General features: G+C 71.6%; 21 protein-coding genes. 6 read left to right on the top strand and 15 right to left on the bottom strand.

Features of this window, described 5'->3' with window-relative positions; translation table 11 throughout:
- Nucleotides 1–71 precede the first annotated feature (71 nt).
- Genes ABTX18_RS22455 through ABTX18_RS22470 form a run of 4 tightly spaced genes read right to left on the bottom strand, consistent with a single transcriptional unit; the run spans nucleotide 72 to nucleotide 4,046 of the window.
- Complete coding sequence (locus tag ABTX18_RS22455; protein WP_352124504.1) at nucleotides 72–1,238, bottom strand: thiolase family protein; 1,167 nt, start codon at nucleotides 1,236–1,238, stop codon at nucleotides 72–74.
- Nucleotides 1,231–2,283 carry a thiolase family protein gene (locus ABTX18_RS22460; protein WP_352124505.1) on the bottom strand — a complete coding sequence of 351 codons (1,053 nt, stop codon included), beginning with the start codon at nucleotides 2,281–2,283 and terminating at the stop codon, nucleotides 1,231–1,233. Before ABTX18_RS22460 ends, ABTX18_RS22455 begins: the two co-directional genes overlap by 8 nt.
- Nucleotides 2,284–3,231, bottom strand: a complete 948-nt coding sequence (locus ABTX18_RS22465) for a Zn-ribbon domain-containing OB-fold protein (RefSeq protein WP_352124506.1) — start codon at nucleotides 3,229–3,231, stop codon at nucleotides 2,284–2,286.
- A gap of 14 nt (nucleotides 3,232–3,245) precedes the next feature.
- Nucleotides 3,246–4,046 carry a crotonase/enoyl-CoA hydratase family protein gene (locus ABTX18_RS22470; RefSeq protein ID WP_352124507.1) on the bottom strand — a complete coding sequence of 267 codons (801 nt, stop codon included), beginning with the start codon at nucleotides 4,044–4,046 and terminating at the stop codon, nucleotides 3,246–3,248.
- A gap of 165 nt (nucleotides 4,047–4,211) precedes the next feature.
- Between ABTX18_RS22470 and ABTX18_RS22475 the strand changes: the two genes are divergently transcribed.
- The 3 genes from ABTX18_RS22475 to ABTX18_RS22485 all read left to right on the top strand — a co-directional run bounded on the left by ABTX18_RS22475 (nucleotide 4,212) and on the right by ABTX18_RS22485 (nucleotide 8,112).
- On the top strand, nucleotides 4,212–5,837 hold the full coding sequence (locus tag ABTX18_RS22475) for an acyl-CoA synthetase (protein WP_352124508.1): 1,626 nt from the start codon (nucleotides 4,212–4,214) through the stop codon (nucleotides 5,835–5,837).
- A 104-nt stretch (nucleotides 5,838–5,941) separates the two neighbouring features.
- The gene (locus ABTX18_RS22480) at nucleotides 5,942–7,015 is read left to right on the top strand and encodes a right-handed parallel beta-helix repeat-containing protein (protein WP_352124509.1); all 1,074 of its coding nucleotides are present in this window, start codon (nucleotides 5,942–5,944) and stop codon (nucleotides 7,013–7,015) included.
- A 35-nt stretch (nucleotides 7,016–7,050) separates the two neighbouring features.
- Nucleotides 7,051–8,112: a methyltransferase gene (locus tag ABTX18_RS22485; protein WP_352124510.1), complete on the top strand. Its 1,062-nt coding sequence runs from the start codon at nucleotides 7,051–7,053 to the stop codon at nucleotides 8,110–8,112.
- A 75-nt stretch (nucleotides 8,113–8,187) separates the two neighbouring features.
- On the opposite strand, the gene ABTX18_RS22490 is transcribed toward ABTX18_RS22485, so the two are convergent.
- The 7 genes from ABTX18_RS22490 to ABTX18_RS22520 form a co-directional block, all read right to left on the bottom strand.
- Complete coding sequence (locus ABTX18_RS22490) at nucleotides 8,188–8,520, bottom strand: TcmI family type II polyketide cyclase (protein ID WP_351391408.1); 333 nt, start codon at nucleotides 8,518–8,520, stop codon at nucleotides 8,188–8,190.
- An 80-nt stretch (nucleotides 8,521–8,600) separates the two neighbouring features.
- Nucleotides 8,601–9,080 carry an SRPBCC family protein gene (locus ABTX18_RS22495; RefSeq protein WP_352124511.1) on the bottom strand — a complete coding sequence of 160 codons (480 nt, stop codon included), beginning with the start codon at nucleotides 9,078–9,080 and terminating at the stop codon, nucleotides 8,601–8,603.
- 1 nt (nucleotide 9,081) lies between these two features.
- The gene (locus ABTX18_RS22500; RefSeq protein ID WP_352124512.1) at nucleotides 9,082–9,339 is read right to left on the bottom strand and encodes a phosphopantetheine-binding protein; all 258 of its coding nucleotides are present in this window, start codon (nucleotides 9,337–9,339) and stop codon (nucleotides 9,082–9,084) included.
- Between the two features lie 38 nt (nucleotides 9,340–9,377).
- Nucleotides 9,378–10,616, bottom strand: a complete 1,239-nt coding sequence (locus ABTX18_RS22505) for a beta-ketoacyl synthase N-terminal-like domain-containing protein (protein ID WP_352124513.1) — start codon at nucleotides 10,614–10,616, stop codon at nucleotides 9,378–9,380.
- Nucleotides 10,613–11,881 (bottom strand): beta-ketoacyl-[acyl-carrier-protein] synthase family protein, encoded by a 1,269-nt coding sequence (locus tag ABTX18_RS22510; protein ID WP_352124514.1) that lies wholly within the window; start codon nucleotides 11,879–11,881, stop codon nucleotides 10,613–10,615. Before ABTX18_RS22510 ends, ABTX18_RS22505 begins: the two co-directional genes overlap by 4 nt.
- A complete protein-coding gene (locus ABTX18_RS22515; RefSeq protein WP_352124515.1) occupies nucleotides 11,878–12,312 on the bottom strand; it encodes a cupin domain-containing protein in 435 nt (144 codons plus the stop codon). The genes ABTX18_RS22510 and ABTX18_RS22515 overlap by 4 nt, the downstream gene beginning before the upstream one ends.
- A 75-nt stretch (nucleotides 12,313–12,387) precedes the next feature.
- Nucleotides 12,388–13,509: a SchA/CurD-like domain-containing protein gene (locus ABTX18_RS22520; RefSeq protein WP_351391398.1), complete on the bottom strand. Its 1,122-nt coding sequence runs from the start codon at nucleotides 13,507–13,509 to the stop codon at nucleotides 12,388–12,390.
- 252 nt (nucleotides 13,510–13,761) lie between these two features.
- Between ABTX18_RS22520 and ABTX18_RS22525 the strand changes: the two genes are divergently transcribed.
- Entirely contained in the window at nucleotides 13,762–15,396 is a 1,635-nt protein-coding gene (locus ABTX18_RS22525; RefSeq protein WP_352124516.1) for an FAD-dependent oxidoreductase, read from the top strand.
- Between the two features lie 61 nt (nucleotides 15,397–15,457).
- Here the strand turns inward: ABTX18_RS22525 and ABTX18_RS22530 are convergent, their stop codons facing one another.
- Nucleotides 15,458–16,981 carry an alpha/beta fold hydrolase gene (locus ABTX18_RS22530; protein ID WP_352124517.1) on the bottom strand — a complete coding sequence of 508 codons (1,524 nt, stop codon included), beginning with the start codon at nucleotides 16,979–16,981 and terminating at the stop codon, nucleotides 15,458–15,460.
- A gap of 178 nt (nucleotides 16,982–17,159) precedes the next feature.
- On the opposite strand from ABTX18_RS22530, the gene paaK reads away from it, so the two are divergent.
- Nucleotides 17,160–18,446, top strand: coding sequence for a phenylacetate--CoA ligase PaaK (gene paaK, locus ABTX18_RS22535; protein ID WP_352124518.1), 1,287 nt, complete (start codon nucleotides 17,160–17,162; stop codon nucleotides 18,444–18,446).
- Between the two features lie 39 nt (nucleotides 18,447–18,485).
- Here paaK and ABTX18_RS22540 read toward each other — a convergent pair whose 3' ends face one another.
- On the bottom strand, nucleotides 18,486–19,985 hold the full coding sequence (locus tag ABTX18_RS22540) for an acyl-CoA synthetase (protein ID WP_352124519.1): 1,500 nt from the start codon (nucleotides 19,983–19,985) through the stop codon (nucleotides 18,486–18,488).
- Nucleotides 19,986–20,135: 150 nt separating this feature from the next.
- Here ABTX18_RS22540 and ABTX18_RS22545 point away from each other — a divergent pair, with 150 nt between their 5' ends.
- The gene (locus ABTX18_RS22545; RefSeq protein WP_352124520.1) at nucleotides 20,136–22,547 is read left to right on the top strand and encodes a penicillin acylase family protein; all 2,412 of its coding nucleotides are present in this window, start codon (nucleotides 20,136–20,138) and stop codon (nucleotides 22,545–22,547) included.
- Nucleotides 22,548–22,631: 84 nt separating this feature from the next.
- Here the strand turns inward: ABTX18_RS22545 and ABTX18_RS22550 are convergent, their stop codons facing one another.
- Complete coding sequence (locus tag ABTX18_RS22550; RefSeq protein WP_352124521.1) at nucleotides 22,632–24,173, bottom strand: acyl-CoA synthetase; 1,542 nt, start codon at nucleotides 24,171–24,173, stop codon at nucleotides 22,632–22,634.
- Complete coding sequence (locus tag ABTX18_RS22555) at nucleotides 24,170–25,279, bottom strand: NAD(P)H-dependent flavin oxidoreductase (RefSeq protein WP_352124522.1); 1,110 nt, start codon at nucleotides 25,277–25,279, stop codon at nucleotides 24,170–24,172. Before ABTX18_RS22555 ends, ABTX18_RS22550 begins: the two co-directional genes overlap by 4 nt.
- Between the last annotated feature and the right edge of the window lie 177 nt (nucleotides 25,280–25,456).

A 25,456-nucleotide genomic window follows, 5' to 3' on the forward strand; every position in this document is an offset into this window, starting at 1 on the left:
TAGCCACCCCGGGCGCTCCCGAACAGGCCGCGGAAGGCGGTGGGTGCGGCCTGTCCGGGCGGGCCCGCGGGTCAGCCGGTGGGCGGTTCGGCGCCGACGAGCCACATGGAGAAGAACTGAGCCCCGCCGCCGTAGGCGTGGCCGAGCGCCCGCCGGGCGCCGTCCACCTGGTGCTCCCCCGCCTGTCCCCGGACCTGGAGTGCGGCCTCGGCGAAGCGGATCATTCCGGAGGCGCCGATGGGGTTGGTGGACAGGACGCCTCCCGACGGGTTCACGGGCAGGTCTCCGTCGAGTTCGGTGACTCCGGCCTCGGTGAGTTTCCAGCCCTCGCCCTCGTCAGCGAAGCCGAGGTTCTCCAGCCACATCGGCTCGTACCAGGAGAACGGCACGTACATCTCGACGGCGTCGATCTCCCGGCGCGGGTCGCTGATCCCGGCCTGCCGGTACACATCGGCGGCGCAGTCCTTGCCGGCCTGCGGCGAGACGAAGTCCTTGCCGGCGAAGAGGGTCGGCTCGCTGCGCATCGCGCCGCCGTGCACCCAGGCGGGCGGATGCGGTGAACGGTCCGCGCCCGTGCGGTCGGTGAGGATCATCGCGCAGGCCCCGTCGGAGGAAGGGCAGGTCTCCGAGTAGCGGATGGGGTCCCAGAGCATGGGCGCGGCCTGGACCTTCTCCAGGGTGATGTCCGGGTCGTGGATGTGGGCGTACGGGTTCTTCAGCGCGTTGCGCCGGTCCTTGTACGCGACGAGGGAGCCGACGGTGTCCGGCGCCCCGGTGCGCCGCATGTAGGCGCGCACATGGGGGGCGAAGAAGCCGCCCGCGCCGGCCAGCAGCGGCTGCTGGAACGGGATGGGGAGCGACAGGCCCCACATCGCGTTGGACTCCGACTGCTTCTCGAAGGCGAGGGTGAGGACGGTCCGGTGCACCCGGGCGGCGACCAGGTTCGCGGCGACGAGCGCGGTCGAGCCGCCGACCGAGCCCGCGGTGTGGACGCGGAGCATCGGTTTGCCGACCGCGCCGAGGGCGTCGGCGAGGTAGAGCTCGGGCATCATCACGCCCTCGAAGAAGTCGGGCGCCTTGCCGATGACGACGGCGTCGATGTCCGCCCAGCCCAGCCCGGCGTCCTTCAGGGCGGCCACGGCGGCTTCGCGGACGAGGCCGGCGAGCGAGACGTCGCGGCGGGCGGAGACGTGCTTGGTCTGGCCGATACCGACGATGGCCACGGGCTCCTTAGGCATGAGCGCTCTCCCCTTCGAGAACAGCGACCAGGTTCTGCTGGAGGCAGGGCCCGGACGTGGCGTGGGCGAGCGCCCGGTCGGACTCGCCGCGGTGGATGCGGGCGGCGGCCTCGCCGAGGCGGATCAGCCCCGCCGCCATCACGGGATTGGCGGCCAGTGCACCGCCGGACGGGTTGACCCGGACGCCGTCTCCGAGGCCGAGCGCCTTGCGCAGAACCACCTCCTGCGAGGTGAACGGGGCGTGCAGCTCGGCCGTGTCGACGGGGCTGTCGAAGGCCCCGGCCCGTTCGGCGGCGAGCCGGGTCGAGGGTGATTCCGTCAGCTCGCGCACCCCGAGGCCGTGGGCCTCGATGCGGTGGTCGATGCCGCGGATCCAGGCGGGCCGGGGGCACAGGGCGCGCGCGGTGTCGCCGGCGGCGAGGATCACGGCGGCGGCGCCGTCGCCGATGGGCGGGCAGTCCCCGGTGCGCAGCGGCTGGACGACGTAGTCGCCGGCCGGGGCCGTCCCGCTGAGCTGGACGTGCGGGTTGTCCGAGGCGTCGGCGCGGCTGCGGGCGGCGATGGCCGCGAGCGCGGTCTCGTCGGTGTCGCCCGCGTCGATCAGGGCCTGGGCCTGGAGTGCGGCGAGGGCGACGGAGTCGGGCCACAGCGGGGCGGTGTAGTACGGGTCGAGCTGCCGGGTGAGGACGTCGCGCACCTCGCCGGGCGAGGACTTCCCGTACGCGTAGACGAGCGCGGTGTCCGCCTCGCCCGTCCGGATCTTCACCCAGGCCTCGTACAGGGCCCAGGCGCCGTCCATCTCGACATGGGACTCGGAGATCGGCGGGTGCGCGCCCACGCCGTCGAGCGCCATGGTGAAGGAGAAGGCGCGGCCGGCGAGGTAGTCGCTGGAGCCGGAGCAGGTGAAGCCGATGTCGCTGGTCCGCAGGCCCGTCGCGTCCAGGACCTGGTGCAGGACGGGCATCAGCATCTCGACTTCGGAGAGCTCGTCGGTGCGCCGCAGATGGTCGGTCTGCGCGAAGGCGACGATCGCTACGTCCCGCATCTAGACCAGCTCCTTGTACGCGTCGTAGTCGGCGTCCGGTTCGCCGCTGGGCCGGTAGTGGTCGGGGTGCCTGCTGCCCTCGGCCCATACGGGCTCGACGCGCAGTCCCATCCGCACCTGGTCGTACGGGATGCCGCCGATCCGGGCGTGCAGGGCGAGGTCGGCGCCGTCCAGCGCGATGTGCGCGTAGACGTACGGCACCTCGATGTCGAGGTTCTTCGCCTTGATGTTGACGACGCAAAAGGTGGTGACCGTGCCGCGCGGCCCGACCTCCACCTGTTCGGCGGTGGCGACACCGCAGGTGGGGCAGGCGCCGCGGGGCGGGACGTACACCTTGCGGCAGGAGGGGCAGCGTTCTCCGACGACGCGCCGGCCTGCGAGCGCTTCCAGGTAGGCGCTCTGCGCGCGGCCCGGCGAGTAGGTGTAGTCGAGGCGTGCGGGAGTGACGATGCCGGTGACCGGGTCCGCGAACTCGCCGGCGTGCGGTGCGGGCGCTGACCCGTCCGCTTCGCCCTCGTACGGTTCGAAGCAGGCGATGTCCGTGATGGCACCGGTGCGTGCCCCGGCCCAGCGGACGCGGACGCGCATGCCGGTGCGGACGGCCTCGGGCCCCGGTGCGTCCAGGACGTGCAGGAGTGCGGTGTCGGCGCCGTCGAGGCGGACGAGGACCCAGGCGAAGGGGGTATCCAGGGGCTGGTCGCGTCGGGGGTGCGGGTTCCAGGCCCAGGTGGTGACCGTGCCGGTGGCGGCGACCTCGACCAGATCGCGGATCTCCTCGGCGGTGACGGGGTCGTACTCGACGGGCGGGACCAGGACCTTGCCGTCACCGGTCCGCACCCCGAGCACGGTGCGTTCGCGCAGCCCGGTGAGGAAGGCGCTCTGGACGGGGCCGAGGGAGCGGGTGAAGGGGAATTCGACCACCAGCGGGGCGCTGAGTATGTCGGGCACGAGTGCTCCTTGGGTCAGGCGCGCCGGTAGACGGGCGGGCGCTTCTCGGCGAAGGCGCGGGCGCCCTCCTTGGCATCGGCAGTGGAGAAGACGGGCCAGCCTCGCTTCAGTTCGGCGGCGAGGCCGTCGGTCTCGGTCATCTCCGCGGTCTCGTACACCGAGGCCTTGACCTCCTCGACGGCGAGCGGGCCGCAGGCGTTGATCTGTTCGGCGACGGCGAGGGCCTCCTCCAGCGCGGTGCCGTCGGGGACGACCCGTCCGATCAGCCCGATCCTGGCCGCTTCATCGGCGCTGTAGGGGCGGCCGGTGAGCAGCATCTCGAGTGCGTGGGTGCGGGCGATCTGGCGCGGCAGCCGTACGGTCGACCCGCCGATGGGGAAGAGGCCGCGCCGGACCTCGAAGAGGCCGAAGGTGGCGCTCTCGCCGGCGATGCGGATGTCGGTGCCCTGCAGGATCTCCGTGCCGCCGGCCACGCAGTGGCCCTCGACGGCCGCGATGACCGGCTTGCGGGGGCGGTGGTGGCGCAGCATGGCCTTCCAGTGCAGATCGGGGTCGGCCGTCATCCGGTCCCTGTACTGCTCGCCCTCCATGCCGCCGCCGGCGAGGGCTTTGAGGTCCATGCCGGCGCAGAAGCAGCCGCCGGCGCCGGTGAGGACGACCGAGCGGACCTCCTCGTCCTCGTCCGCGGCGAGCCAGCCGTCGTACAGGCCGACCAGCATCGGCAGCGAGAGCGCGTTCTTGCTCTCGGGCCGGTTCAGGGTGAGCACCAGTGTGGCGCCTTCGCGCTGCACGGTGAGGTGTTCCGTACCGCCCATGGTCTGTCTCCCGTCTCAAGGCTAGAACAGGTTGCAGTAAGCGGGGAGGCAGTTCAATAGTTTTCTGACAGTCAGTCAGTTTTCTTCCCGGACCCCCTTCCCACTTGTGCCGGTGGGCGCTCTAATGACCGCCGGGCCACTCAGCAGCCGGGGTCAGGAGGAACGGTGGAGTACAACCTTGCCGACCTGTTCGAATCGGTCGTCGACGCGGTCCCGGAGCGCGAGGCGCTCGTCTACCTCGACCATCCCGGAACGGGCGCCGAGCGCAGGCTCACGTACGCGCAGCTCGACGCCGCGGCCAACCGCATCGGCCACCACCTCATCGAGGCGGGCATCGGCCCGGGCGAGCATCTCGGCCTGCACCTCTACAACGGCGTCGAGTACCTCCAGACGGTGCTGGCCTGCCTGAAGGCGCGCATCGTCCCGGTCAACGTCAACTACCGCTACGTGGAGGAGGAGCTGGTCTACCTCTACCGTGACGCGGATCTGGCGGCACTGGTCTTCGATTCCGAGTTCGACGAGCGCGTCGCGGCCGCCGCCCCTCAGGCGCCGAAGCTGCGCCATCTCGTACGGGTGGACGCGGCCACGGACGAGACCCCCCGGCCCGACGCGGTCGCGTTCACGGAGGCGGAAGCGGGCGGGGATCCGGGGCGCGGCTTCCCGCCCCGCTCCGCCGACGACCAGTTCATCATCTACACGGGCGGCACCACGGGCATGCCGAAGGGCGTGATGTGGCGCCAGGAGGACCTGTTCTTCTCCGGCCTGGGTGGCGGAGCGCCGACCGGCGACCCGGTGAAGACCCCGCAGGAGCTGGCCGAGCGGGTGGCGGCGGGCGGCGGGGGCATCACCTTCTTCCCCACTCCCCCGCTGATGCACGGCACCTCGACGCTCACCGCGTTCATCGGCTTCAACTTCGGGCAGCGGGTCGTGGTGCACCGCAAGTACGTGCCGCACGAGGTGCTCCGCACCATCGAGAAGGAGAAGGTGACGAGCGTGTCGCTGGTGGGCGACGCGATGCTGCGGCCGCTGATCGACGCGTTGAAGGGGCCGCTCAAGGGCATCGACTGCTCGTCGATGTTCTCCGTCTCCAGCTCGGGCGCGATCATGTCCGACTCGGTGCGGGCGGAGTTCCAGGCGCTGGTGCCCCACGTCATGCTGCTGAACAACTTCGGCTCGTCCGAGTCCGGCTTCAACGGCACCGCGACCGCCGACTCCGGCCCGGAGAACGGGTTCCGGGTCCGGGTCAACGCCCGTACGGCGGTCGTCGACCCGGCGACGTACGAACCGGTCGTGCCGGGCGAGCCGGGCCGGATCGCCCAGCGCGGTCACGTTCCGCTCGGCTACTACAACGACCCGGGCAAGACCGCCGAGACGTTCTTCCGCAGGGGTGACGAGCGGTGGGTGCTGCTCGGCGACATGGCGACGGTGGACGCAGAGGGCATCGTGACGGTGCTCGGCCGGGGTTCGCAGTGCATCAACACCGGAGGCGAGAAGGTGTATCCGGAGGAGGTCGAGCAGGCGCTCAAGTCCCATCCGGACGTGTACGACGCGCTGGTGGCGGGCGCTCCCGACGAGCGCTGGGGCAATCGGGTCGCCGCGGTAGTACAAGTGCGCGAGGGCGCCGACGCCCCCTCGCTCGACGATGTCCAGGCGCACTGCCGCACCCGGCTCGCCGGCTACAAGATCCCGCGCCACCTGGTGATCGCCCCGCAGATCCAGCGCTCCCCCAGCGGCAAGGCCGACTACCGGTGGGCCCGCTCCGTCGTTGCACCCCGCCCGGACGCCGGCTGAGACCGGGCCGCACCCGGGGGGCGGCGTGAGCCATTCGGGCACGGCCCGTGTCCAACCGCGTACTCTGCGTGGCACCGGAGGGGGATCGCCCATAGCTTCGGCTCATGAGCAAACGACACATCAAATGCCTCCTGAGCGTCGCAGCCGCTTCGGCCGCCGGACTGGGCGTCGTCGCTCCGTCCGTACCGGCCGCCGCCGCGGGCGGCCATGTGGTACGTCCGGGCCAGTCGATCCAGGCGGCGGTGGACGCCGCACAGCCCGGTGACACCATCGTCGTCCGGCCCGGCACCTACCGGGAGAGCGTGCTGATCACGAAGCCCGGGCTGACCCTGCGCGGCTCCGGGAAACGTACCGTCATCGAACCCGCCGCGAGCGGGGCGCAGTCCGCCAGCGCCTGCGCGAAGGCCGGCAACGGGATCTGTGTGCTGGGCACGGACCGGCGGACCGTGGACAACGTGTCCATCAGGTCCCTGACCGTGTCCGGCTTCAAGAAGAGCGGCGTCTGGGCGTCCTGGACGGACGGGCTGGAGGTCCGCTCGGTGACGTCCGCGTCCAACGGCGTCTGGGGCATCGCGCAGCAGCGCTCCACCCGCTCCGACATCCGGCACAACACCGCCCGGTCCAACGGGGACGCGGGCATCTTCGTCGCCAACAGCGTCGACGAGGAGGGCGGCGCCACCGACACCGGCGGGACGCGGGTCCGGGGCAACACCCTCACCGACAACCGGATCGGGTTCACCGCACGGCGCGTGCGGAACCTGGTGGTCAACGACAACACCTTCGCCGCCAACTGCAGCGGTGTGTTCGTCGTGGGCGACGAGGGAACGCCGCACGCCGGCGCCATGACCATCCGGTCCAACACGATCGAGGGCAACAACAAGTTCTGCGCCGCCACCGAGCGGCTGCCCGCGATCCAGGGTTCCGGGATCGTCCTCACCGGCACCGAGTCCACCGAGATCCGGTCCAACGTGATCCGCGCCAACGTGGGCGCCACCCCGCTCTCGGGCGGCATCGTGCTGTTCAAGAGCTTCGTGGGTGCGAAGAACACCGACAACACCATCAGCGACAACCTCGTGATGGGCAACCAGCCGGCGGATCTGGCCAACCAGGACACCGGCACGGGCAACCGCTTCACCGGCAACGTCTGCACCACCTCCGCACCGGCCGGGATGTGCTGACCGGTGTCCCCCCGCACAAGCAGAAGCGAGACGGTATGACCACCGTGAGCACCACTCCCACCACCACCCCCGTCCAGCCCGTTCCCACACCCCAGCCGGCCATGCGGCTGCGCGAGATCGTGTTCGGCGCGGCCCGCTCCGCGGCCGTGCGCGCCGCTGCCCGGCTCCGCGTCGCGGACGCGCTGGGCGAGACGCCGGCCACGGCGGCCGAACTCGCCGAGGCGGTGAAGACGCAGCCCGCGCCGCTGCGGCGGCTGCTGCGCGCCCTGTCCTGCTACGGCATCTTCACCGAGAACGCCGACGGCACCTTCGCCCACACCGAGATGTCCCGGCTGCTGCGCGCGGACGACCCGCACAGCCTGCGGGACATCTCGCTGTGGTGCACGGAGCCGTGGACGTGGGAGGTCTGGCCCCGCCTGGAGGACGCGGTGCGCTCCGGCGGCAACGTCTTCGAGGACGTGTTCGGCAAGGAGTTCTTCGACTACCTCCACCAGGACGCCCACGAGTCGGCCCAGGTGTTCAACCGGGCCATGACGACGTCCAGCATGCAGTCCGCGCTGGACGTCGCCGCCCTGCTCGACCTCACCGGGGTCTCGGTCGTCGCCGACATCGGCGGCGGTCAGGGGCACGTGCTGGCGAGCCTGCTGGAGAAGCACCCCTCGGTCAGCGGCACCCTGATGGACCTGCCGGGTGTGGTGGCACGGGCCGACGAACGGCTGCGGGACGGCGGTCCACTCGCCGGACGGGCGAGCATCGTGGCCGGTGACTGCCGCGAGGGCATTCCCGTGGCCGCCGATCTCTACATCATCAAGAACATCCTGGAGTGGGACGACGGCAGCACCCGCCGGGCGCTGCGCGCCGTCATCGCGGCGGCCCGTCCCGGGGCCCGGGTCGTCGTCATCGAGAACCTCGTCGACGACACCCCGTCGATGCGGTTCACCACCGCCATGGACCTGCTGCTGCTCCTGAACGTCGGCGGGGCCAAGCACACCCGGCAGAGCATGGTCGACCGGCTGTCCGACGCCGGCCTGAGCATCGGCGAGATCCGGCCGGTCAACCCGTACCTCCACGCGTTCGAGTGCGTGGTCCCCGACTGACACAGCCCCCATGACAAGGGCCCCGGTACCGGCCTCACGGCCGGTCCCGGGGCCCTTCCATGGGGCACGGGGGGGTCAGGCGGTGGAGTCGCGCTCCCACCGGTAGAACTCCTGCGCCATCGCGTCCTTCGGCCCGCGCCAGGTCTGCGGGTCGTAGGGGCTGACGAAGGCCGTGAGCCGGTCGCTGATGTCCTTGAACGCCGGATGGTCCGTCACCTTGGCGATCTCCGGGCCCGGCGGGCGCTCGGACTCGATCAGGTGCAGATAGACGTCGCCGAACTGGAACAGCTTGCGCCGGGTGACGCCCACCAGGTGCGGCAGCTCACTGCTGTCGGAGGCGGCGAACAGCTCGGCGATGTCCGGCGCCGATTCCGGCGCCATCCGGGCGACGATCAGAGCGTGGTGCATCGGGTGGGGCCTTTCTGGTACGCGGTCCGGGGCCCGGCCGCGAGGGCCGGGCGGGCGGCCGTCCGTCGGCTGGCGGTGGGTCAGTTGGCCGGGACCGCGGCCGTGCGGCGCTCGCGGTCGCGCTGCTCGATCTTGTCGCGGATGAGTTCCATCTGGACCCGGGAGTTGCGGTTGATGTTGTCGGTCATCCACGCGTCGTCGACCGGGGCGTCGGGCCGCATCGCGAAGTCCTGCGTCCACCGCATGCGGGTGCCGCCGGGGGCCTCGGAGTACTCCCAGTGGATGTCCATGTGCTGGAAGGGGCCGGGCTCGACGCGGCGGGCCCGGACGGTGCGTGAGGGCCGGTCCGTGGTGCGCTCGGAGACCCAGCTCCACACCTTGCCGTTCTCGTCGGGGTGCATGGTCAGACGGAAGGCGGTCCGCTCGCCGTCACGCTCGATGACCTCGACCGCGGCGTACTCGCTGAACAGGCGCGGCCAGTTCTCCAGGTCGTTCGTCATGTCCCAGACGAGGTCCAGGGGTGCGGCGATGACGATCTCGTTCTCGGTGTGTCCGGACACTTCAGGCTCCTGTCATGAGGCTGTTGTTGACGAGGTCGAGGAACTCGCGGGGGGTCTTGCAGCGGTCGGCGTCGGCCGGCAGCGGCTGCCCGTGCCGGTTCTCCAGCACGCCGACGATGCCGAGGAGGCCCAGCGAGTCGAGGCCGAACTCGTCGAAGGCCGTCTCGGACCGGTTCTCCATCTCCCGGGGGTCGACGGTCAGTCCTGCGCCCTTCTTCATCAGGGCGGCCAGCTCTTCGTAGGTCAGTCGGTCGGTCATGAGGGGCTTCTCCTTCTCACGAGGGGTGTCGGTGGGGCTCATGCGGGGCGCCGGAGCACCATCGCCGCGTTCGAGCCCATGAGGCCGCGGCTGAGCACGAGGGCCGTGCGCAGTTCGGCGGGGCGGGCCCTGCCCATGACGAGGTCGAGGTCGTGGCACACCTCGAAGACGTTGGGCGTGGGCGGGATCAGGCCGTTCTCCATGGCCAGGACGGCGGCGGCCGCGTCCAGGACGGGGGCTCCGCAGTAGGCGCGTCCGATGCCGGTCTTGGGCGCGGTCACCGGTACGCGCCGGCCGTGCGGGCCGAGCGCGTCCGCCAGGGCCAGCGCCTCGGCCCGGTCGGCGGCGGGGACTCCGAGGGCGTCGGCGAAGACCACGTCGATCTCCTCGGGAGCGCAGCCGGCCTCCCGCAGTGCACCCTCGATGGCGTGGGCGAGCCCTTCGCGGGACTCCTCCCAGCGCATCGCGGTGGTGAACGTGGCCGCGTGACCGGCGAGTTCGGCGCGGACCCGGGCGCCGCGCTCCCTGGCCACCGTCTCCTCCTCGACCACGAACATCGCGCCGCCCTCGGCGGGCACGAACCCGCAGGCGTCCGAGGTGAACGGGCGGTAGGCCCGCGCCGGGTCCTCGACGGTGCTCAGGTCCCGGTAGCCGAGCTGGCAGACGACGGAGTAGGGCGCGAGCGGGGCCTCGGCCGCGCCGACCACCACCGCGTCGGTGCCGCGCCGGACGGACCGGTCGGCGTGTGCCAGGGCGTCGAGGCCGCCGGCCTCGTCGCTGGCCACCACCGCGCAGGGCCCCTTGAAGCCGCCGCGGATGGAGATCTGGCCGGTGCTGGCCGCGTAGAACCAGGCGATCGACTGGTAGGGGCCGACGTACTTGGAGCCCTGGCCCCACAGCCGCTGCAGCTCGCGCTGGCCGAACTCGCCGCCGCCCGAACCGGCCGCGGTGACCACGCCCACGCTGAACGGCGCGTCCTCGTAGTCGGCGCGGCCCAGCCGGGCGTCGTCCAGGGCCATGTCGGCCGCGGCCATCGCGAAGTGCGTGAACCGGTCGGTCTGCACGAGGTAGCGCTCCTCGATCAGCGAGACGGGGTCGAAGCCCCTGACCTCGCCGGCCACGTGCAGCGGCAGTTCCTCGCACCCTTCGCGGGTGACCCGGTCCAGAACGCTCATGCCTTCCTGGGTCCGCTTCCAGAATGCTTCGGTGTCCGTGCCGTTGGGGGCGACGACGCCGATGCCGGTGACGACGGTACGCCGGGCCTTGCGGGTGCTCATGGTGTCCTCCCACCGCTTCTGGTCAGGGCCACCGCGGACTGGAATCCGCCGAATCCGCTGCCGACCGACAGGACGCTGCGCAGTTTGAGCGGACGTGCGGTGCGGGGCACGTAGTCGAGGTCGCACTCCGGGTCCGGGGACTCGTAGTTCGCTGTCGGCGGCACCGTCTGGTGGACCAGTGCCAGCACGCAGGCGGCGATCTCTATCGCGCCGATCGCTCCGAGCGAGTGACCCACCATCGACTTGATGGAGCTCATCGGGACGTCGTGGGCGTGCGCTCCGAGCGCCCGCTTGACGGCGGCGGTCTCGTGCCGGTCGTTCTGCTTGGTGCCCGAGCCGTGAGCGTTGACGTAGTCGATGTCGGCCGCGGCGATCCCGGCGTGGCCGAGCGCCCGGTTGATGGCCTCGGCCATCTCCAGACCCTCGGGGGTCAGCCCGGTCATGTGGTACGCGTTGCCGAACGTCGCGTAGCCCGCGATCTCGCAGTACACCGTCGCGCCGCGGGCGCGGGCGTGCTCCAGTTCCTCCAGGACGAGGACGGCTCCGCCCTCACCCATCACGAAGCCGTCGCGGCGGGAGTCGAAGGGCCGGGAGGCGTGTTCCGGGTCCTCGTTGTTGGCCGAGGTCGCCTTGATCGCGTCGAAGCACGCCACGGTGATCGGGGTGATCGGCGAGTCCGACGCGCCGGCGATGCACACGTCGACGCGGCCGTCCTCGATGGAGTGGAAGGCGTAGCCGATCGCGTCGAGGCCGGAGGTGCAGCCCGTGGAGACGGTCTGCACCGGCCCGTGCGCGCCGACCTGTTCGGCTACGGCCGAGGCAAGCGAGCTGGGTGAGAAGGCGCGTTCCAGGTGGGGCCCGGCCGGGCGGTGGTCGACGTCCCAGCGTGCTCCGCTGCCGCTGACGGCGACGTAGTCGTGCTCGAGGCGGGTGGTGCCGCCGACCGCGGTGCCGAGCGAGACGCCCATGCGCCAGGGGTCGGTCCGCTCCAGGTCGAGGCCCGCGTCGGCGAGCGCCTCGCGGGCGGCCACCATCGCGAACTGAACATAGCGGTCCGATCGGGCGACCTCCTCCTCGTCCAGTCCGTACGCCGCCGGGTCGAAGTCGCACTCGGCGGCGATCCGGGACCGGAAGCCGGCCGGGTCGAAGAGGGTGATGCCCCGGGTCGCGGTGCGGCCGTTGGACAGGAGGTCCCAGAAGGCCGGGGTGCCGATGCCGCCCGGGGCGACGACGCCGACGCCGGTGACGGCCACGCGCCGGGTCATGAGGCGGCCTCGGATCGTTCTGGCGGCGCGCCCCGCTCGGCGGACTCGGTGGCTTCGGTGTCGACGTGACCGAGTTCCGGACGGGGCGCGAGCGGGCCGAGGTGGAAGACCATGCGCGCCTCGACGTCACCGACGTTACGGAAGCGGTGGCGTACGTTCAGGGGAATCAGCAGCCCCTGGTCCGGTCGCATCGCGTACGGCTCACCGTCCAGGTCCACTTCGAGCAGCCCGTCCACGACGTAGACGAACTCCTCCGAGTACGGGTGGTAGTGCTCCGCGATGCGGTCGCCGGGCTGAATGATGGCCAGCCCCATGAAGCCGCTGGTGGCGCCCACGGCCGTCGGGGTGAGAAGGGCGCGCAGGTCACCTCCGCGCCTGGTGTTGGGCTGGGTCTCACTGAGGTCCACGATGCGTGGCCGGTGCATGGTCATGAGTGCTTTCCTCCTGGCGCTGGGCGCGTTGAGTCGACGGGTTGAGCGAGAACCCCCGGGGTGCTGCCGCGCGGCTCAGGACTCCGCGGCCCGGCGGTCGGTGATCAGCTTCATCTCGGACCGGGCCAGGAAGCGTGCGGCGTCCGCGTCGCTCGCCGGCACGGCGTTCGCCTCGCCGTCGAGGAGGCGGGCGAGCCGGGCGGCCTTCCCGGGGCCGTGGATGCCGAGGGCCTTGGCGGGCTGCGCGTCGAGCGGACCGCCCACCTCCAGCAGACGGACCACGATGTCGTCGCGCTGGAAGATCGTGCTGCTCTCGATGGGGCTGCCGGTGTTGTCGGCCTCCTCCTCGTCGTGCTCGGCCAGGAGGCGGGCCAGCGCCATTCCGCAGCCCTCCTTGGCCTGGTAGAACAGCGCGTGGCGCTTGCGCTCCCCGGCTGCGTGCCGGCCCGTCGTCACATGGTGGACGGTGGGCAGGGCCGCCCGGGTGAAGAACATCCTGGCGGAGTCGGGGTCGGCCAGGTCGCGGTCCTGTTCCAGGTACGGATTGATCGCTTCCTCGACCGCCCGGACCTCGGGCTGGCGGGAGACGTGGCGCAGGGCCGCGAGGAGGTCGCCCTCGACCTCGACCGCGCGCACCACCCGGTTGCCGTGCATGAACAGCGAGGTGCGGCGCAGCCGGGTGTGCTCGTCGACCCGGGCCTGCGGGGAGTCGTAGTCGGCGAGGATCTTCGCGACGATCTCCTCGGTGCCCGGCTTGACGGTGAAGGTCAGCGCGTGGCGCACCACCCCGTCCCCGAGGCGGGGCGCGGCCTGAAGGCCGCCCTTGACGGGCTCGAAGCTCTCCTCGAAGGCCGCGCCGGTCTCGCGCAGGACGCTGAAGCGCAGCGAGCGGGTGTCGCGCACGCAGCTGTGCAGGGGCTGGACCGTGGCGACGTGGTCCTCGCTGTTGACCCAGGCGAGGAAGGGCGGTGCGCTCTCCCACTCGCTGGTGATGAGCCACTGCGACGGGTTCTCGATCGACTGGCACAGCTGGTCGCTGATGTGGCCGGGGATCGAGGCGACCTGGTTGCGCATGTGCTCGTACGCCTCCAGGAACTGCTTCTGGGCGCCGTCGTGCAGGTCAAGCAGCAGGATGACCCGCAGCCTTGATCCGTCGAAGGCGGATTGGGAGGTCCGTTCCGAGAGCGTGGTGGTCATCTTGCGAACTCCTTCGAGACGAGGGGAGAACCGGCCGGGCCGGTGGGAACCGTCGAGCGGGGGTCGGAGCGGGGAGTCTCCCGGCGGATGCGCACGGTCCGCCCGGACCGTGGGCGACGTCTCCGTGACCGATCGTGAAACGCTGGTCCGGCTGACGCGAGATTTATGAACCGTTCAGGTGAGCGGGCGTCCGAACCGCTCCGACAAGGGCATGGACACTGCATCTGTACGGCGTCCGAGCGGGAGCAGCTGATGAACGAGAACGTCGACGTCCATGTACCGGTCCTCATCGTGGGCGGCTCCCTGGTGGGCCTGTCCGCGTCCCTCTTCCTCGGCCGGCTCGGCGTCGAGCACCTGCTGGTCGAGAAGCACGCCGCCACCTCGACACACCCACGGGGCCGCGGCAACAACGTCCGCACCATGGAGATCTTCCGCAGGGCCGGGGTGGAGCCGCAGATCCGGGCGGCGGCCTCCGTGCTGGCGGAGAACCACGGCATTCTGCAGGCCGGTTCACTGACCGGTGACGACCAGGAGTGGCTGTTCAAGGAGATCGACCCGGGTGGCGCACTCGCCCGCTTCAGCCCGAGCGGCTGGTGCCTGTGCAGCCAGAACGACCTGGAGCCGGTCCTCCTGGACCGGGCCCGGGAACAGGGCGGCGATCTGCGGTTCTCCACCGAGCTGCTCTCGTTCGACCCGGACGGGTCGGGGGTGGACGCGGTTCTGAAGAACCGGGAGACGGGCGAGCACACCACCGTGCGGGCGGACTACCTGATCGCCGCCGACGGTCCGCGCAGCCCGGTCCGCGAGCAGCTGCGCATCGGCCGTTCGGGTGCGGGAGACCTCTTCCACAACGTGAGCATCACCTTCCGGTCCCGCGGGCTCGCGGAGGTGCTGGGCGACCGGCGTTTCATCGTGTGCTACCTGACCAATCCGGAGGCGGACGGCGCGCTGCTGCCGGTGGACAACGAGCGGGAGTGGGTGTTCCACGCGCCGTGGCAGCCCGGCCGCGGCGAGACGCTGGAGGACTTCACGGACGAGCGGTGCGTGGCCCACATCCGCAAGGCGGTCGGGGCGCCGGACATCGACGTGGAGATCACCGGCAAGGCGCCGTGGCACGCGGCGGAGCGGGTGGCCGACCGCTACGCACGGGGCCGGGTGTTCCTGGCCGGCGACTCGGCGCACGAGATGTCGCCGACGGGGGCGTTCGGTTCCAATACCGGTATCCAGGACGCGCACAACCTGGCGTGGAAGCTCGCGGCCGTGCTGCGCGGAGAGGCGGGCCCGGGCCTGCTGGACACGTACGAGGCGGAGCGGCGTCCGGTGGCCCGGGCGACGAGCGAGCGGGCGTCGGCGCGTTCCGGCGAGCACAGCCACCCGGGGTATGCGGCGCCGCCGACCGTGGGCGGCGGGAAGCGGGGCGGGATGCTGAACGTGGCGCTGGGCTACCGCTATGTGGACGGCGCGGTGCTGGGCATCGGCCCGGACCGGCCCGTGGTCCCGGAGGGTGTGCGGCTGACGGGTGACCCGGGCAGCAGGGCGCCGCACCTGTGGGTCCGCCGGGCGGGTGAGCGGATCTCCACGCTGGATCTGTACGAGCGGTCGTTCGTGCTGCTGACCGACGCGGCGGACGTGGCATGGCGCCGGGCGGCCGCACGGGTCGGCGAGCGGCTGGGGGTGCGGCTCGACGCGTTCGGGATCGGCACGGGACCGGGCGGCGATCTGGAGCCGGAGGCCGGTGACGACTGGGCCGAGGCGCACGGAACGAGCTCCGAGGGAGCCGTGCTCGTGCGCCCCGACGGGTTCGTCGCCTGGCGTGCGGAGTCGGGCGTCGAGGACGCCGACAAGGCCCTGCACGAGGTCATGGTGGCGCTGCTGCGCCGGGACTGACGGGGTGGGGCGGATTCAGCGGGTTCGGCGCACGCCGAACGAGCGGCCGGATCCAGCCGGGTCAGCCCACACCGAACGACCGGAGGGCCGCGAGGAACTCCTCCGGCCGTTCGGTGTGCACGAGATGGCCGGCGTCGATGGTGACGTGTCGTGCGCCGGGGATCTGCCGGGCCATCCAGGCGAGGTCCTCCTGGTCGATATGGCTCGCGGGTCCGCCACCGATGACGAGGGTGGGGGCGGCGATCTCGCCCAGGCGCTCGCGGCCGGCCGGATCGGGGTCGTTCAGCTGGGCGTCGATGGAGGGGACCACGGGCCAGTCGAAGTCGAGTGCGCCTTCGGGGCGCTCGACGGGGGCCCGAGGGGGGTCGAGCGGGAAGGGCGGCGGCGCCTCCTCGATGACGAGGCGGCCGATGAGCCCGGGCTGCCGTTCGGCGAGCAGATACGCGGCGGCGCCGCCCATGGAGTGGCCGACGACCGTGGCTCCGGAGAGGTTGCGGACCTCCAGGAAGGCGTGCAGGTCGTCGCGGAACAGCTCGAAGGAGTAGCGGCCGGTCCAGTCGCTGAGTCCGTGGCCGCGGAAGTCGAAGGCGTACACCCGGTGCCGGGCGGCGAGCCGTTCGGCGATGGTCACCCAGGTGGTGCTGGAACCGCACCGTCCGTGGACGAGGACGACGGGCGGTGCGGCCGGGTCGCCCCACACTCGGTGGGCGAGCCGGATCCCGCCGGCCTGGACGCTGTGCACGTCCGGGTCGAGGAAGGCGGTGACGGTGCGGACGAAGGCCCCCGGGTCGTCCAGCCAGGGGAAGTGTCCGGCGCCGCGCTGCACGGCGAACTCCGATTTCGGGAAGAGCGCGGCCAGTTCGGCGGCGCGGTCGGGCGTGGTCACGCCGTCGTACTCACCGGCGAGGACGAGCACGGGGCAGGCAAACGTGCGCAGCGCGGCGACGGTCTCCGCGGGATCGAACGCCCCGTGACCGTAATAGGCCTGGGCCGCTTCGGCGTTGATCTGCCGCGGGGACAGTGCGGCGTGGGCCTGCGCGGCGGCGTCCCAGCGTCCGTACAGGAACGGCCTGGAGGCGGCGCGCAGTTCGTCGGTCAGTCGTCCCGCCCAGACCTCCTCCAGGGCTGGGAGTGCCTGCGCGTACCAGGGTTCCGAGCGGCGCAGCGCGGCGGCCTCACGGGCCTCGCGCTCGACGAACGGGAAGCCGACCGCCCTCGTGGTGGGCGCGACGAGGATCAGGCTCCGCAGGGACTGCGGGTACCGGGCCGCGTAGAGCGAGGCGAGGTCCCCGGCCGCCGAGTGGGCGAGCAGGTCGACACGGTCGGTCCCGAGGTGCCGGCGCAGCGCCTCGACGTCGTCGACGAGCCGGTCGCAGCGGTAGGTGGAGAGGTCGTCCGGCACGGCGGAGTCCCCTGTCCCCCGCAGATCGAGCACGATCAGCTGCCGGCCGTCGCCGAGCCCGCCGAGGTCCCCGAGGTAGGCACCGGCCCGCATCGGGCCGCCCGGCAGGCAGATCAGCGGCGCGCCCTCCCCCATGACGTGATAGGCGAGCTCGGTTCCGTCGTACGTCTGGAAAGTCGGCATGGTCCCATCCAAACAGGGCCGACCGGGTGATGCGGCCGTGTTCGGTACGGGCGTACTCGCGGCAGGCATCGGATACGCCGCGCCTCTTGCCACAGCGAGGAAGATCCTGAATTACTGCTCCCGAAAGGAACGACCGAATGATCGGTCGTCTGTACGGCACGGGATGAGGGAGGTCCGCATGACGGCTCTGCTGGACGCGGCGGAACGGATGGGCCGCGAGGAGTTGGAGGCCTTGCAGCTGGAGCGGCTGCGGGCGACCCTGCGTCACGCGTACGAGCGGGTCGGCCACTACCGGCAGGCGTTCGACCGGGCGGGGCTGCATCCGGACGACTGCCGTTCACTGGCCGATCTGGCCAGGTTCCCGTTCACCACCAAGGCCGATCTGCGCGACAACTATCCGTTCGGGATGTTCGCCGTTCCCGAGGAGCGGGTGCGGCGGATCCACGCCTCCAGCGGGACGACCGGCCGCCCGACGGTCGTGGGCTATACCGAGAGGGATCTGGACACCTGGGCGGACGTGGTCGCCCGTTCCATCAGGGCGGCCGGGGGCCGGCCCGGGCAGAAGGTGCATGTGGCCTACGGGTACGGCCTGTTCACCGGCGGCCTCGGGGCGCACTACGGCGCGGAGCGGCTCGGCTGCACGGTCATTCCCGCCTCGGGGGGCATGACGGCACGGCAGGTCCAGCTGATCCAGGACTTCAGGCCCGAGATCATCATGGTGACGCCGTCCTACATGCTGACCCTCCTGGACGAGTTCGAGCGCCAGGGTGTCGACCCGCGCACGACGTCGCTGAAGGTGGGGATCTTCGGGGCCGAGCCGTGGACGCAGGAGATGCGGCGCGAGATCGAGGAGCGGTTCGCGATCGACGCGGTCGACATCTACGGACTGTCCGAGGTGATGGGCCCGGGCGTGGCGCAGGAGTGCGTGGAGACGAAGGACGGGCTGCACATCTGGGAGGACCACTTCTATCCCGAGGTGGTCGACCCGTTCACCGGCGAGGTGCTGCCCGAAGGGGCCGAGGGGGAGCTGGTGTTCACCTCGCTCACGAAGGAGGCCATGCCGGTGATCCGCTACCGGACCCGGGACCTGACGAGGCTGCTGCCCGGCACGGCCCGCGTCTTCCGGCGCATGGAGAAGGTCACCGGGCGCAGCGACGATCTGGTGATCCTGCGCGGGGTGAACCTCTTCCCGACGCAGATCGAGGAGATCGTGCTCCGTACGCCCGGGGTGTCGCCGCATTTCCAGCTGCGGCTGACCCGCCAGGGGCGGCTGGACGTGCTCACGGTGCGGGCGGAGGCGCGGGCCGGCGCTACGGCGGAGCAGCGGGCGGCCGCGGCCGCATCGGTCGCGGCGGCCGTCAAGGACGGGATCGGGGTCTCGGTCCGGGTCGACATCCTCGATCCGGAGACGCTGGAGAGGTCGGTCGGCAAATTCCGGCGGATCGTGGACGAGCGGGAGAAGTAGACCCGGCCCGGCCACTGCGGCGAAGGCTGTAACGGCCTGTCAGGCGAAGCGGTCGCGGAGCTCCCGCTTGAGGATTTTTCCGCTGGCGTTGCGCGGGAGGCCGTCCACGAACACGACCCTCTTCGGGGCCTTGAAGTGGGCCAGCTTCTCGCGGGTGTGCGCGATGAGTTCGGCCTCGGTCGCCTCCCCCCGCAGCACGACGACGGCGGTGACGGCCTCGATCCATCGCTCGTCGGGCAGTCCGACGACCGCCGCCTCGGCGACGGCGGGGTGGGTGTAGAGGGCGTCCTCGACCTGGCGGGAGGCGACGAGGACGCCGCCCGAGTTGATGACGTCCTTCACCCGGTCGACCACCGTGAAGTAGCCCTCCGCGTCACGGACGGCGAGGTCGCCGGAGTGGAACCAGCCGTCGCGGAACGCCTCGGTGCTCTCCTGCGGCTTGTCCCAGTAGCCGCCGCACAGCTGGGGTGAGCGGTAGACCACCTCACCCGCGGTGCCGTCGGGCACGTCCTTGCCGCTCTCGTCGACGACCTTCGCCTCGACGAAGAGGACGGGCCGGCCGCAGGAGTCCATCCGGCCCTCGTGCTCGTCCGGTCCCAGGACCGTGGCGAGGGGGCCGATCTCGCTCTGGCCGAAGCAGTTGTAGAACGCGAGGTCCGGGAGGCGTTCACGGAGGCGTTCCAGCACCGGGACGGGCATGATCGACGCCCCGTAGTAGGCCTTGCGCAGGCCGCCGAGGTCGCGGGCGGTGAAGTCCGGGTGGTTGGCGAGGCCGATCCAGACGGTGGGCGGGGCGAAGAGGCTGTCCGCCCGGCCCGACTCGACGAGGTCGAAGATCCGGGCCGCGTCGGGGGCGTCGATGATCGTGTTCTCCGCGCCGACCGCGAGGTAGGGCAGCAGAAAGACGTGCATCTGCGCGGAGTGGTAGAGCGGCAGCGCGTGCACGGGCCGGTCGGTGGCGCGCAGATCCAGCGCGGCCACCGCGCTGACGTACTCGTGGACGAGGGCGCCGTGCGTCATCATCGCGCCCTTGGGCATGGCGGTGGTGCCGGAGGTGTACAGCAGCTGGACCAGGTCGTCGGCCGACGGTTCGTGCGCGGACGTGAAGGGGCGCGGAGTGCCGAGTTCCGCAAGGAGCGAGCCGGGCGCGTCGCGGAGCGGCCGCACGGAATGCTCCGGCGGGACCCGGCCGGCGAGGTCCGGGTCGGTGAGGACGAGAGAGCTGCCGGACTGGTTCAGGATGTACGCGAGGTCCTCGCCGGTGAGGTTCTGGTTGACCGGCACATGGACGAGTCCGGCCCGGGCACAGGCGAGGTACGCGATGAGGTACGCGTCGGAGTTGTGGGCGTACGAGGCGACCCTGTCCCCCGGGCGCAGTCCGTGCCCGTCCATGAGGACGGCGGCCGCGGTGCCGACCGCCTCGTCGAGACCGCGGTAGGTCCAGGTCCGGTCGGCGTACCGGAGGGCGGTGCGCCCGGGGGTGCGCCGTGCGCTGCGGGTCAGGACGCCGTCGACTGTGCTGCTGCGTACACCGGTCATGGCGTGATCCTGTGCGGCCGGGGTCCCGCGGTCAAGGGCCCGGATACCGGCCGGGATGTTGACAGACGTACGGATGTGCTGGCTGAGTTGCCCACGACATCTCGAACTCCCGAGTAACCGTCTCTCGTACCCGCAGAGTTGGGAGGACCGTTGCCTCTCCGGAACCGTCTGAGGATCCTCGCCGTATCCGGTCTCGCGCTGTTCACCGTGTCGGCGTCACTGCCGCCGGTCTCGGCGCACACCGCCCCCGCCCACCACCCGTCGGCCGGCGGACTCTCGGCCGTGATCCGCTACACCGAGTACGGCATACCGCACATCGTGGCGAAGGACTACGCGAATCTGGGTTTCGGCAACGGCTGGGCGCAGGCCGCCGACCAGGTGTGCACGCTCGCCGACGGCTTCGTCACGCTGCGCGGGGAGCGGTCCCGGTACTTCGGCCCCGACGCGTCGCCGGACGGCTCGCTGTCCTCGGCGGCGAAGAACCTGTCCAGCGACCTGTACTTCCGCGGGGTGCGCGACACCCGCACCGTGGAGAAGCTGCTGAAGGTGCCCGCTCCGGCCGGGCCGAGCCGTACGACGAAGGAACTCCAGCGTGGCTGGGCGGCCGGCTACAACGCCTGGCTGGCGCAGAACCGGATCACCGACCCGGCCTGCCGGGGTGCCCGCTGGGTACGCCCGGTGACCGCGCTCGATGTCGCGGAGCGCGCCTTCGCGCTCTCGGTGCTCGGCGGTCAGGGACGCGGCATCGACGGCATCACGGCCGCACAGCCGCCGGCCGCCACGCCGGCGCCCGCTTCGCCGTCCCCGGATGACGCGGCGGACGCGGCGGCGCGGCTGTTGTCGACGCAGAACGCGGACATGGGGTCCAACGCCGTGGCGTTCCGCGGCAGTACGACGGCGAACGGGCGGGGGCTGCTGCTCGGCAACCCGCACTATCCGTGGCAGGGCGGCCGGCGGTTCTGGCAGTCCCAGCAGACGATCCCCGGTGAGCTGAATGTGGCGGGCGGTTCGCTGCTGGGCTCGGCGACCATGTCGATCGGGCACAACGCGTACGTCGCCTGGAGCCACACGGTGGCCACGGGGGTCACCCTCAATCTGCACCAGCTGACCCTCGATCCGGCCGATCCGACCGTCTACCTGGTGGACGGGGCGCCGCAGCGGATGACGCGGCGCACGGTCACCGTGGCGGTCGAGGACGGCCGGGAGGTGACACGTACGCAGTGGTGGACCCGCTACGGGCCCGTCGTCACCTCGCTCGGCGCGGGCCTGCCGCTGCCGTGGACGCGGACGGCCGCGTACGCGCTGGGCGACCCGAACGCGGTGAACCTGCGCTCGGGAGACACCGCGCTCGGGTTCAGCAAGGCCCGCAGCACGGCCGGGATCAAGGAGGCGCTGAGCCGTACGCAGGGGCTGCCGTGGGTCAACACGATCGCGGCCGACTCCTCGGGGCACACCCTCTTCTCGCAGTCGCAGGTGCTGCCGAGGATCACGGACGAGCTCGCCGAGCGCTGCTCGACCCCGCTGGGCCGGGCCACGTACCCGACGTCGGGGCTCGCGGTGCTCGACGGCTCACGGAGCGACTGCGCGCCGGGGTCCGACCCGGACGCCGTGCAGCCCGGGATCTTCGGCCCGGGCCGGATGCCGACCGTGGAGAACGCGCCGTACGTCGAGAACTCCAACGACAGCGCCTGGCTGGCCAACGCCGACGCCCCGGTGTCGGGCTACGAGCGCGTCTTCGGGACCGTCGGCACACCGCGCTCCCTGCGGACCCGGGGCGCCGTCGAGGACGTGTCCGCGATGGCGGCCGAGGGCCGGCTGACCGTCGCGGATCTCCAGAGCCAGCAGTTCGCGAACCGGGCGCCGGCCGGCGATCTGGCCGCGGCCGGACTGGCCCGCGCCTGCGCGGCGCTGCCCGGCGGAACGACCTCCGGGAGCACGGGCGCGCCGGTCGATGTCTCGGCGGCCTGCCCGGTGCTGCGCGACTGGGACCGGACGGTCGACACGGGGAGCCGGGGCGCGCTGCTCTTCGACCGGTTCTGGCGCAGGGCCGTGGCGGTTCCTGCGGCCGAACTGTGGAAGGTGCCGTTCTCTCCCGCCGACCCGGTCGGCACGCCGAACACGCTCAACACCTCGGCCCCGCGGGTCCTCACGGCTCTCGCCGACGCGGTGGCCGAGCTGAGGGGCCTGGGCATCGCCCTGGACGCGCCGCTGGGCGAGCACCAGTCGGTGCCGCGCGGTGAGCGGCGCATCCCGGTCGGCGGCGGTACCGAGTCGCTGGGCATCTGGAACAAGACCGAGGGCGTGTGGGACGCGGCCGCGGGCGGGTACACGGACGTCTCGACCGGCTCCAGTTACATCCAGGCGGTCGGCTGGGACGGCGGTCCCTGTCCGGTGGCGCGCACGCTGCTCACGTACGGGCAGTCGTCGAATCCGGCGTCGCCGCACTCCAGCGACCAGACCGAGCTGTACTCGGGTGAGCGCTGGGTGACGTCGCGGTTCTGCGAGAAGGACATCGCGCGTTCGCCCGCGCTGAAGGTGGTGCGGGTGCGCGAGCACCGGTAGTCGGCGCCGACACGCGATCAGCCCCTGGCCCGCTGCGGGTCCAGGGGCTGATCGTGAGGCCGTGCGCCGGCGTCCGTACGAGGCTCAGCCGTGCTCTTCCCAGTACGGTTCGCGCAGCCGCCGTTTGTACAGCTTGCCGTTGGGGTCGCGGGGCATCGTCGTGATGAAGCCGAGGGTCTTGGGGCGTTTGTACCCGGCGAGCAGCCCCTCGCAGTGGGCGAGGATCCCGGCGGCGAGTTCCTCGCCCGCCTCATGGCCTTCGGCGGCCTCGACGACGGCTCTGACCTCTTCGCCCCAGTCGGCGTGCGGGATGCCGAAGACGGCGGCGTCGGCGACGGCGGGGTGGCTGAGCAGGACGCTCTCGATCTCGGCCGGGTAGATGTTCACCCCGCCGGAGATGATCATGTCGATCTTGCGGTCGCGGAGGAAGAGGTAGCCGTCCTCGTCCAGGACGCCGAGGTCGCCGACGGTGAAGAAGTCCCCGATGCGGTTCTTCTTCGTCTTGCTCTCGTCCTTGTGGTAGCTGAAGCCGCCGGTGCTCATCTTCATGTAGACGGTGCCGAGTTCGCCCGGGCCCAGCCGGTTTCCGTCGTCGTCGAAGACCGCGAGCTCGCTGATCGGCCAGGCCCGGCCGACGGTGCCCGGCTTCTTCAGCCAGTCGTCGGCGGTGGCGAAGGCGCCGCCCCCCTCACTGGCCGCGTAGTACTCCTCGACGCACCGGCCCCACCAGTCGATCATGGCCCTTTTGACGTGGTCGGGGCAGGGCGCGGCGCCGTGGATGGCATGGCGCATCGCCGAGACGTCGTACCGCCGGCGGACCTCCTCGGGAAGCGCGAGGAGGCGGTGGAACTGGGTGGGGACCATATGGGTGTGGGTGCAGCGGTGGGTGTCCATCGCCCGCAGCATCTCCTCGGGCGACCACTTGTCCATCACGACGAGGGGGTGGCCGATATGCAGGGCGGCGCCCGCGAACTGCAGCACGGCGGTGTGGTAGAGCGGTGAACAGACGAGGTGGACGTTGCCGTCGAACGGCTTGATGCCGAAGATGCCGAGGAAGCCGCCGAGGTAGCTCTCCTCGGGGAGTTTGCCGGGCAGCGGCCGGCGGATGCCGCGCGGGCGGCCGGTGGTACCGGAGGTGTAGTTCATGACCCAGCCGAGCGAGCGGCCCTCCGGGGGCGACACCGGCCGGTTCTCCAGCAGTTCGGCGTACGGGCGGAAGCCGTCGACCGCGCCGACTCCGTAGCGGTGGCTCGCGGGCAGTTTCGCCTCGTCGGCGGCGGCGGTCGCGGCCTCGGTGAAGCGTTCGTGGGCGATGAGCACCTTGGCGCCCGAGTCGGAGACGATCCAGGCGATCTCCGGCCCGACGAGATGGTGGTTGACCGGGACGAGGTAGAAGCCGGCCTGCGAGGCGGCGAGGTAGGCGGTGAGGAACTCGACGCCGTTGGGCAGGACGACCGCGAAGGCGTCGCCCTCCTCGAGGCCGGCCGCGCGCAGTCCGTGGACCATGCGGTTGGCCTCGGCGTGCAGCCGTCCCGCCGTCCACGTCCCGCCGTCGGGGGCGACCAGGACCGTGCGGTCGGGGTCGGCGGTGGCCTGGGCCCAGAAGCCGTTGGGCGGCTGGTTCATGAGGCGCTCCGTCCGGCGATGCGGTTGATCCGGTCGACGGCTCGTTCGAAGCCGCTGGTCAGGTCGTCGAAGACGGCCCGCACGCTGCGTTCGGTGTTCATCCGCCCGACGATCTGGCCGACGGGCGTGCCGAGCAGGGCGCCCGTCTCGTACTTCTGGATGCGGGAGACGGCTTCGGCGACCAGGAGTCCCTGGAGCGGCATGGGCAGGGTGCCGGGTCCCGAAGGGTCGTCCCAGGCGTCGGTCCATTCGGTACGGAGCTGACGTGCGGGTTTGCCGGTGAGGGCGCGCGAGCGGACGGTGTCGCCCGAGCCCGCGGCGAGGAGTTTGGCGGTCAGCGCCCGGGAGTGCATGTCGGCCTCCTCGGTGGTGAGCCAGAGGGAGCCGAGCCAGACGCCCTGCGCGCCCAGGGCGAGCCCGGCGGCGACCTGTTCGCCGCTGCCGATGCCGCCGGCGGCGAGGACCGGGAGAGGGCCCACGGCGTCGACCACGTCCGGGACAAGGACCATGGAGGCGATCTCGCCCGTGTGGCCGCCCGCCTCGTAGCCCTGGGCGACGACGATGTCGATGCCCGCCTCCGCGTGGTGGCGGGCATGTCTGGCGCTTCCGGCGAGCGCGGCGACGAGCACGCCCCGGTCGTGGGCGCGGGCGACGACGTCGGCGGGGGGTGAGCCCAGCGCATTGGCGAGGAGCTTGATCGGATAGTCGAACGCCACGTCGAGCTGATTGCGGGCGACCTCCTCCATCCAGCCCGTGATGCGCCAGCCCGACGCCTCGCCCTCGGCGAGTTCGGGGACGCCGTGCTTGGCCAGGGTCTCCAGGACGAACTGCCGGTGCCCTGGCGGGATCATCGCCTCCACCTCGGCCTCGCTCACGCCCTCCACCTTCTTGGCGGGCATGACGACGTCGAGGCCGTAGGGCTTGCCGTCCGTATGTTCCTGCATCCAGTCGAGGTCGCGTGCGAGGTCGTCGGGGGCGGTGTAGCGGACCGCGCCGAGTACGCCGAATCCACCGGCCCTGGTGATGGCCGCGGCCACCGCCGGGAAGGGCGTGAAGCCGAAGATGGCGTGCTCGATCCCCAGTTTTTGACTCAGCTCCGTCTCCATGGGCGGCAGGATGCCGCAGTCCGACAACCGAAGGAAGAGATTTTCTGATGCTGTGTCAGATTCTTTGTGACTCCGGGGACCTGCGAGACGGCGGAGGGTGACAGTACCCTGCCGCTTCGGCAGGAAGTTTCATACTCGGAAGAGATTTCGAAAGTTACTTTCAGGCATGGGGAAGGG

Source organism: Streptomyces sp. NPDC096323 (assembly GCF_040302845.1).
Lineage (GTDB): Bacteria > Actinomycetota > Actinomycetes > Streptomycetales > Streptomycetaceae > Streptomyces.

Excerpts from the sequence above, each read along its gene's own strand:
- ABTX18_RS22455 (WP_352124504.1), bottom strand. The coding sequence starts at position 1,238 with ATGCCTAAGGAGCCCGTGGCCATCGTCGGTATCGGCCAGACCAAGCAC.
- ABTX18_RS22460 (WP_352124505.1), bottom strand. The coding sequence starts at position 2,283 with ATGCGGGACGTAGCGATCGTCGCCTTCGCGCAGACCGACCATCTGCGG.
- ABTX18_RS22470 (WP_352124507.1), bottom strand. The coding sequence starts at position 4,046 with ATGGGCGGTACGGAACACCTCACCGTGCAGCGCGAAGGCGCCACACTG.
- ABTX18_RS22480 (WP_352124509.1), top strand. The coding sequence starts at position 5,942 with ATGAGCAAACGACACATCAAATGCCTCCTGAGCGTCGCAGCCGCTTCG.
- ABTX18_RS22485 (WP_352124510.1), top strand. The coding sequence starts at position 7,051 with ATGACCACCGTGAGCACCACTCCCACCACCACCCCCGTCCAGCCCGTT.
- ABTX18_RS22490 (WP_351391408.1), bottom strand. The coding sequence starts at position 8,520 with ATGCACCACGCTCTGATCGTCGCCCGGATGGCGCCGGAATCGGCGCCG.
- ABTX18_RS22500 (WP_352124512.1), bottom strand. The coding sequence starts at position 9,339 with ATGACCGACCGACTGACCTACGAAGAGCTGGCCGCCCTGATGAAGAAG.
- ABTX18_RS22505 (WP_352124513.1), bottom strand. The coding sequence starts at position 10,616 with ATGAGCACCCGCAAGGCCCGGCGTACCGTCGTCACCGGCATCGGCGTC.
- ABTX18_RS22510 (WP_352124514.1), bottom strand. The coding sequence starts at position 11,881 with ATGACCCGGCGCGTGGCCGTCACCGGCGTCGGCGTCGTCGCCCCGGGC.
- ABTX18_RS22515 (WP_352124515.1), bottom strand. The coding sequence starts at position 12,312 with ATGACCATGCACCGGCCACGCATCGTGGACCTCAGTGAGACCCAGCCC.
- ABTX18_RS22520 (WP_351391398.1), bottom strand. The coding sequence starts at position 13,509 with ATGACCACCACGCTCTCGGAACGGACCTCCCAATCCGCCTTCGACGGA.
- ABTX18_RS22525 (WP_352124516.1), top strand. The coding sequence starts at position 13,762 with ATGAACGAGAACGTCGACGTCCATGTACCGGTCCTCATCGTGGGCGGC.
- ABTX18_RS22530 (WP_352124517.1), bottom strand. The coding sequence starts at position 16,981 with ATGCCGACTTTCCAGACGTACGACGGAACCGAGCTCGCCTATCACGTC.
- paaK (WP_352124518.1), top strand. The coding sequence starts at position 17,160 with ATGACGGCTCTGCTGGACGCGGCGGAACGGATGGGCCGCGAGGAGTTG.
- ABTX18_RS22540 (WP_352124519.1), bottom strand. The coding sequence starts at position 19,985 with ATGACCGGTGTACGCAGCAGCACAGTCGACGGCGTCCTGACCCGCAGC.
- ABTX18_RS22550 (WP_352124521.1), bottom strand. The coding sequence starts at position 24,173 with ATGAACCAGCCGCCCAACGGCTTCTGGGCCCAGGCCACCGCCGACCCC.
- ABTX18_RS22555 (WP_352124522.1), bottom strand. The coding sequence starts at position 25,279 with ATGGAGACGGAGCTGAGTCAAAAACTGGGGATCGAGCACGCCATCTTC.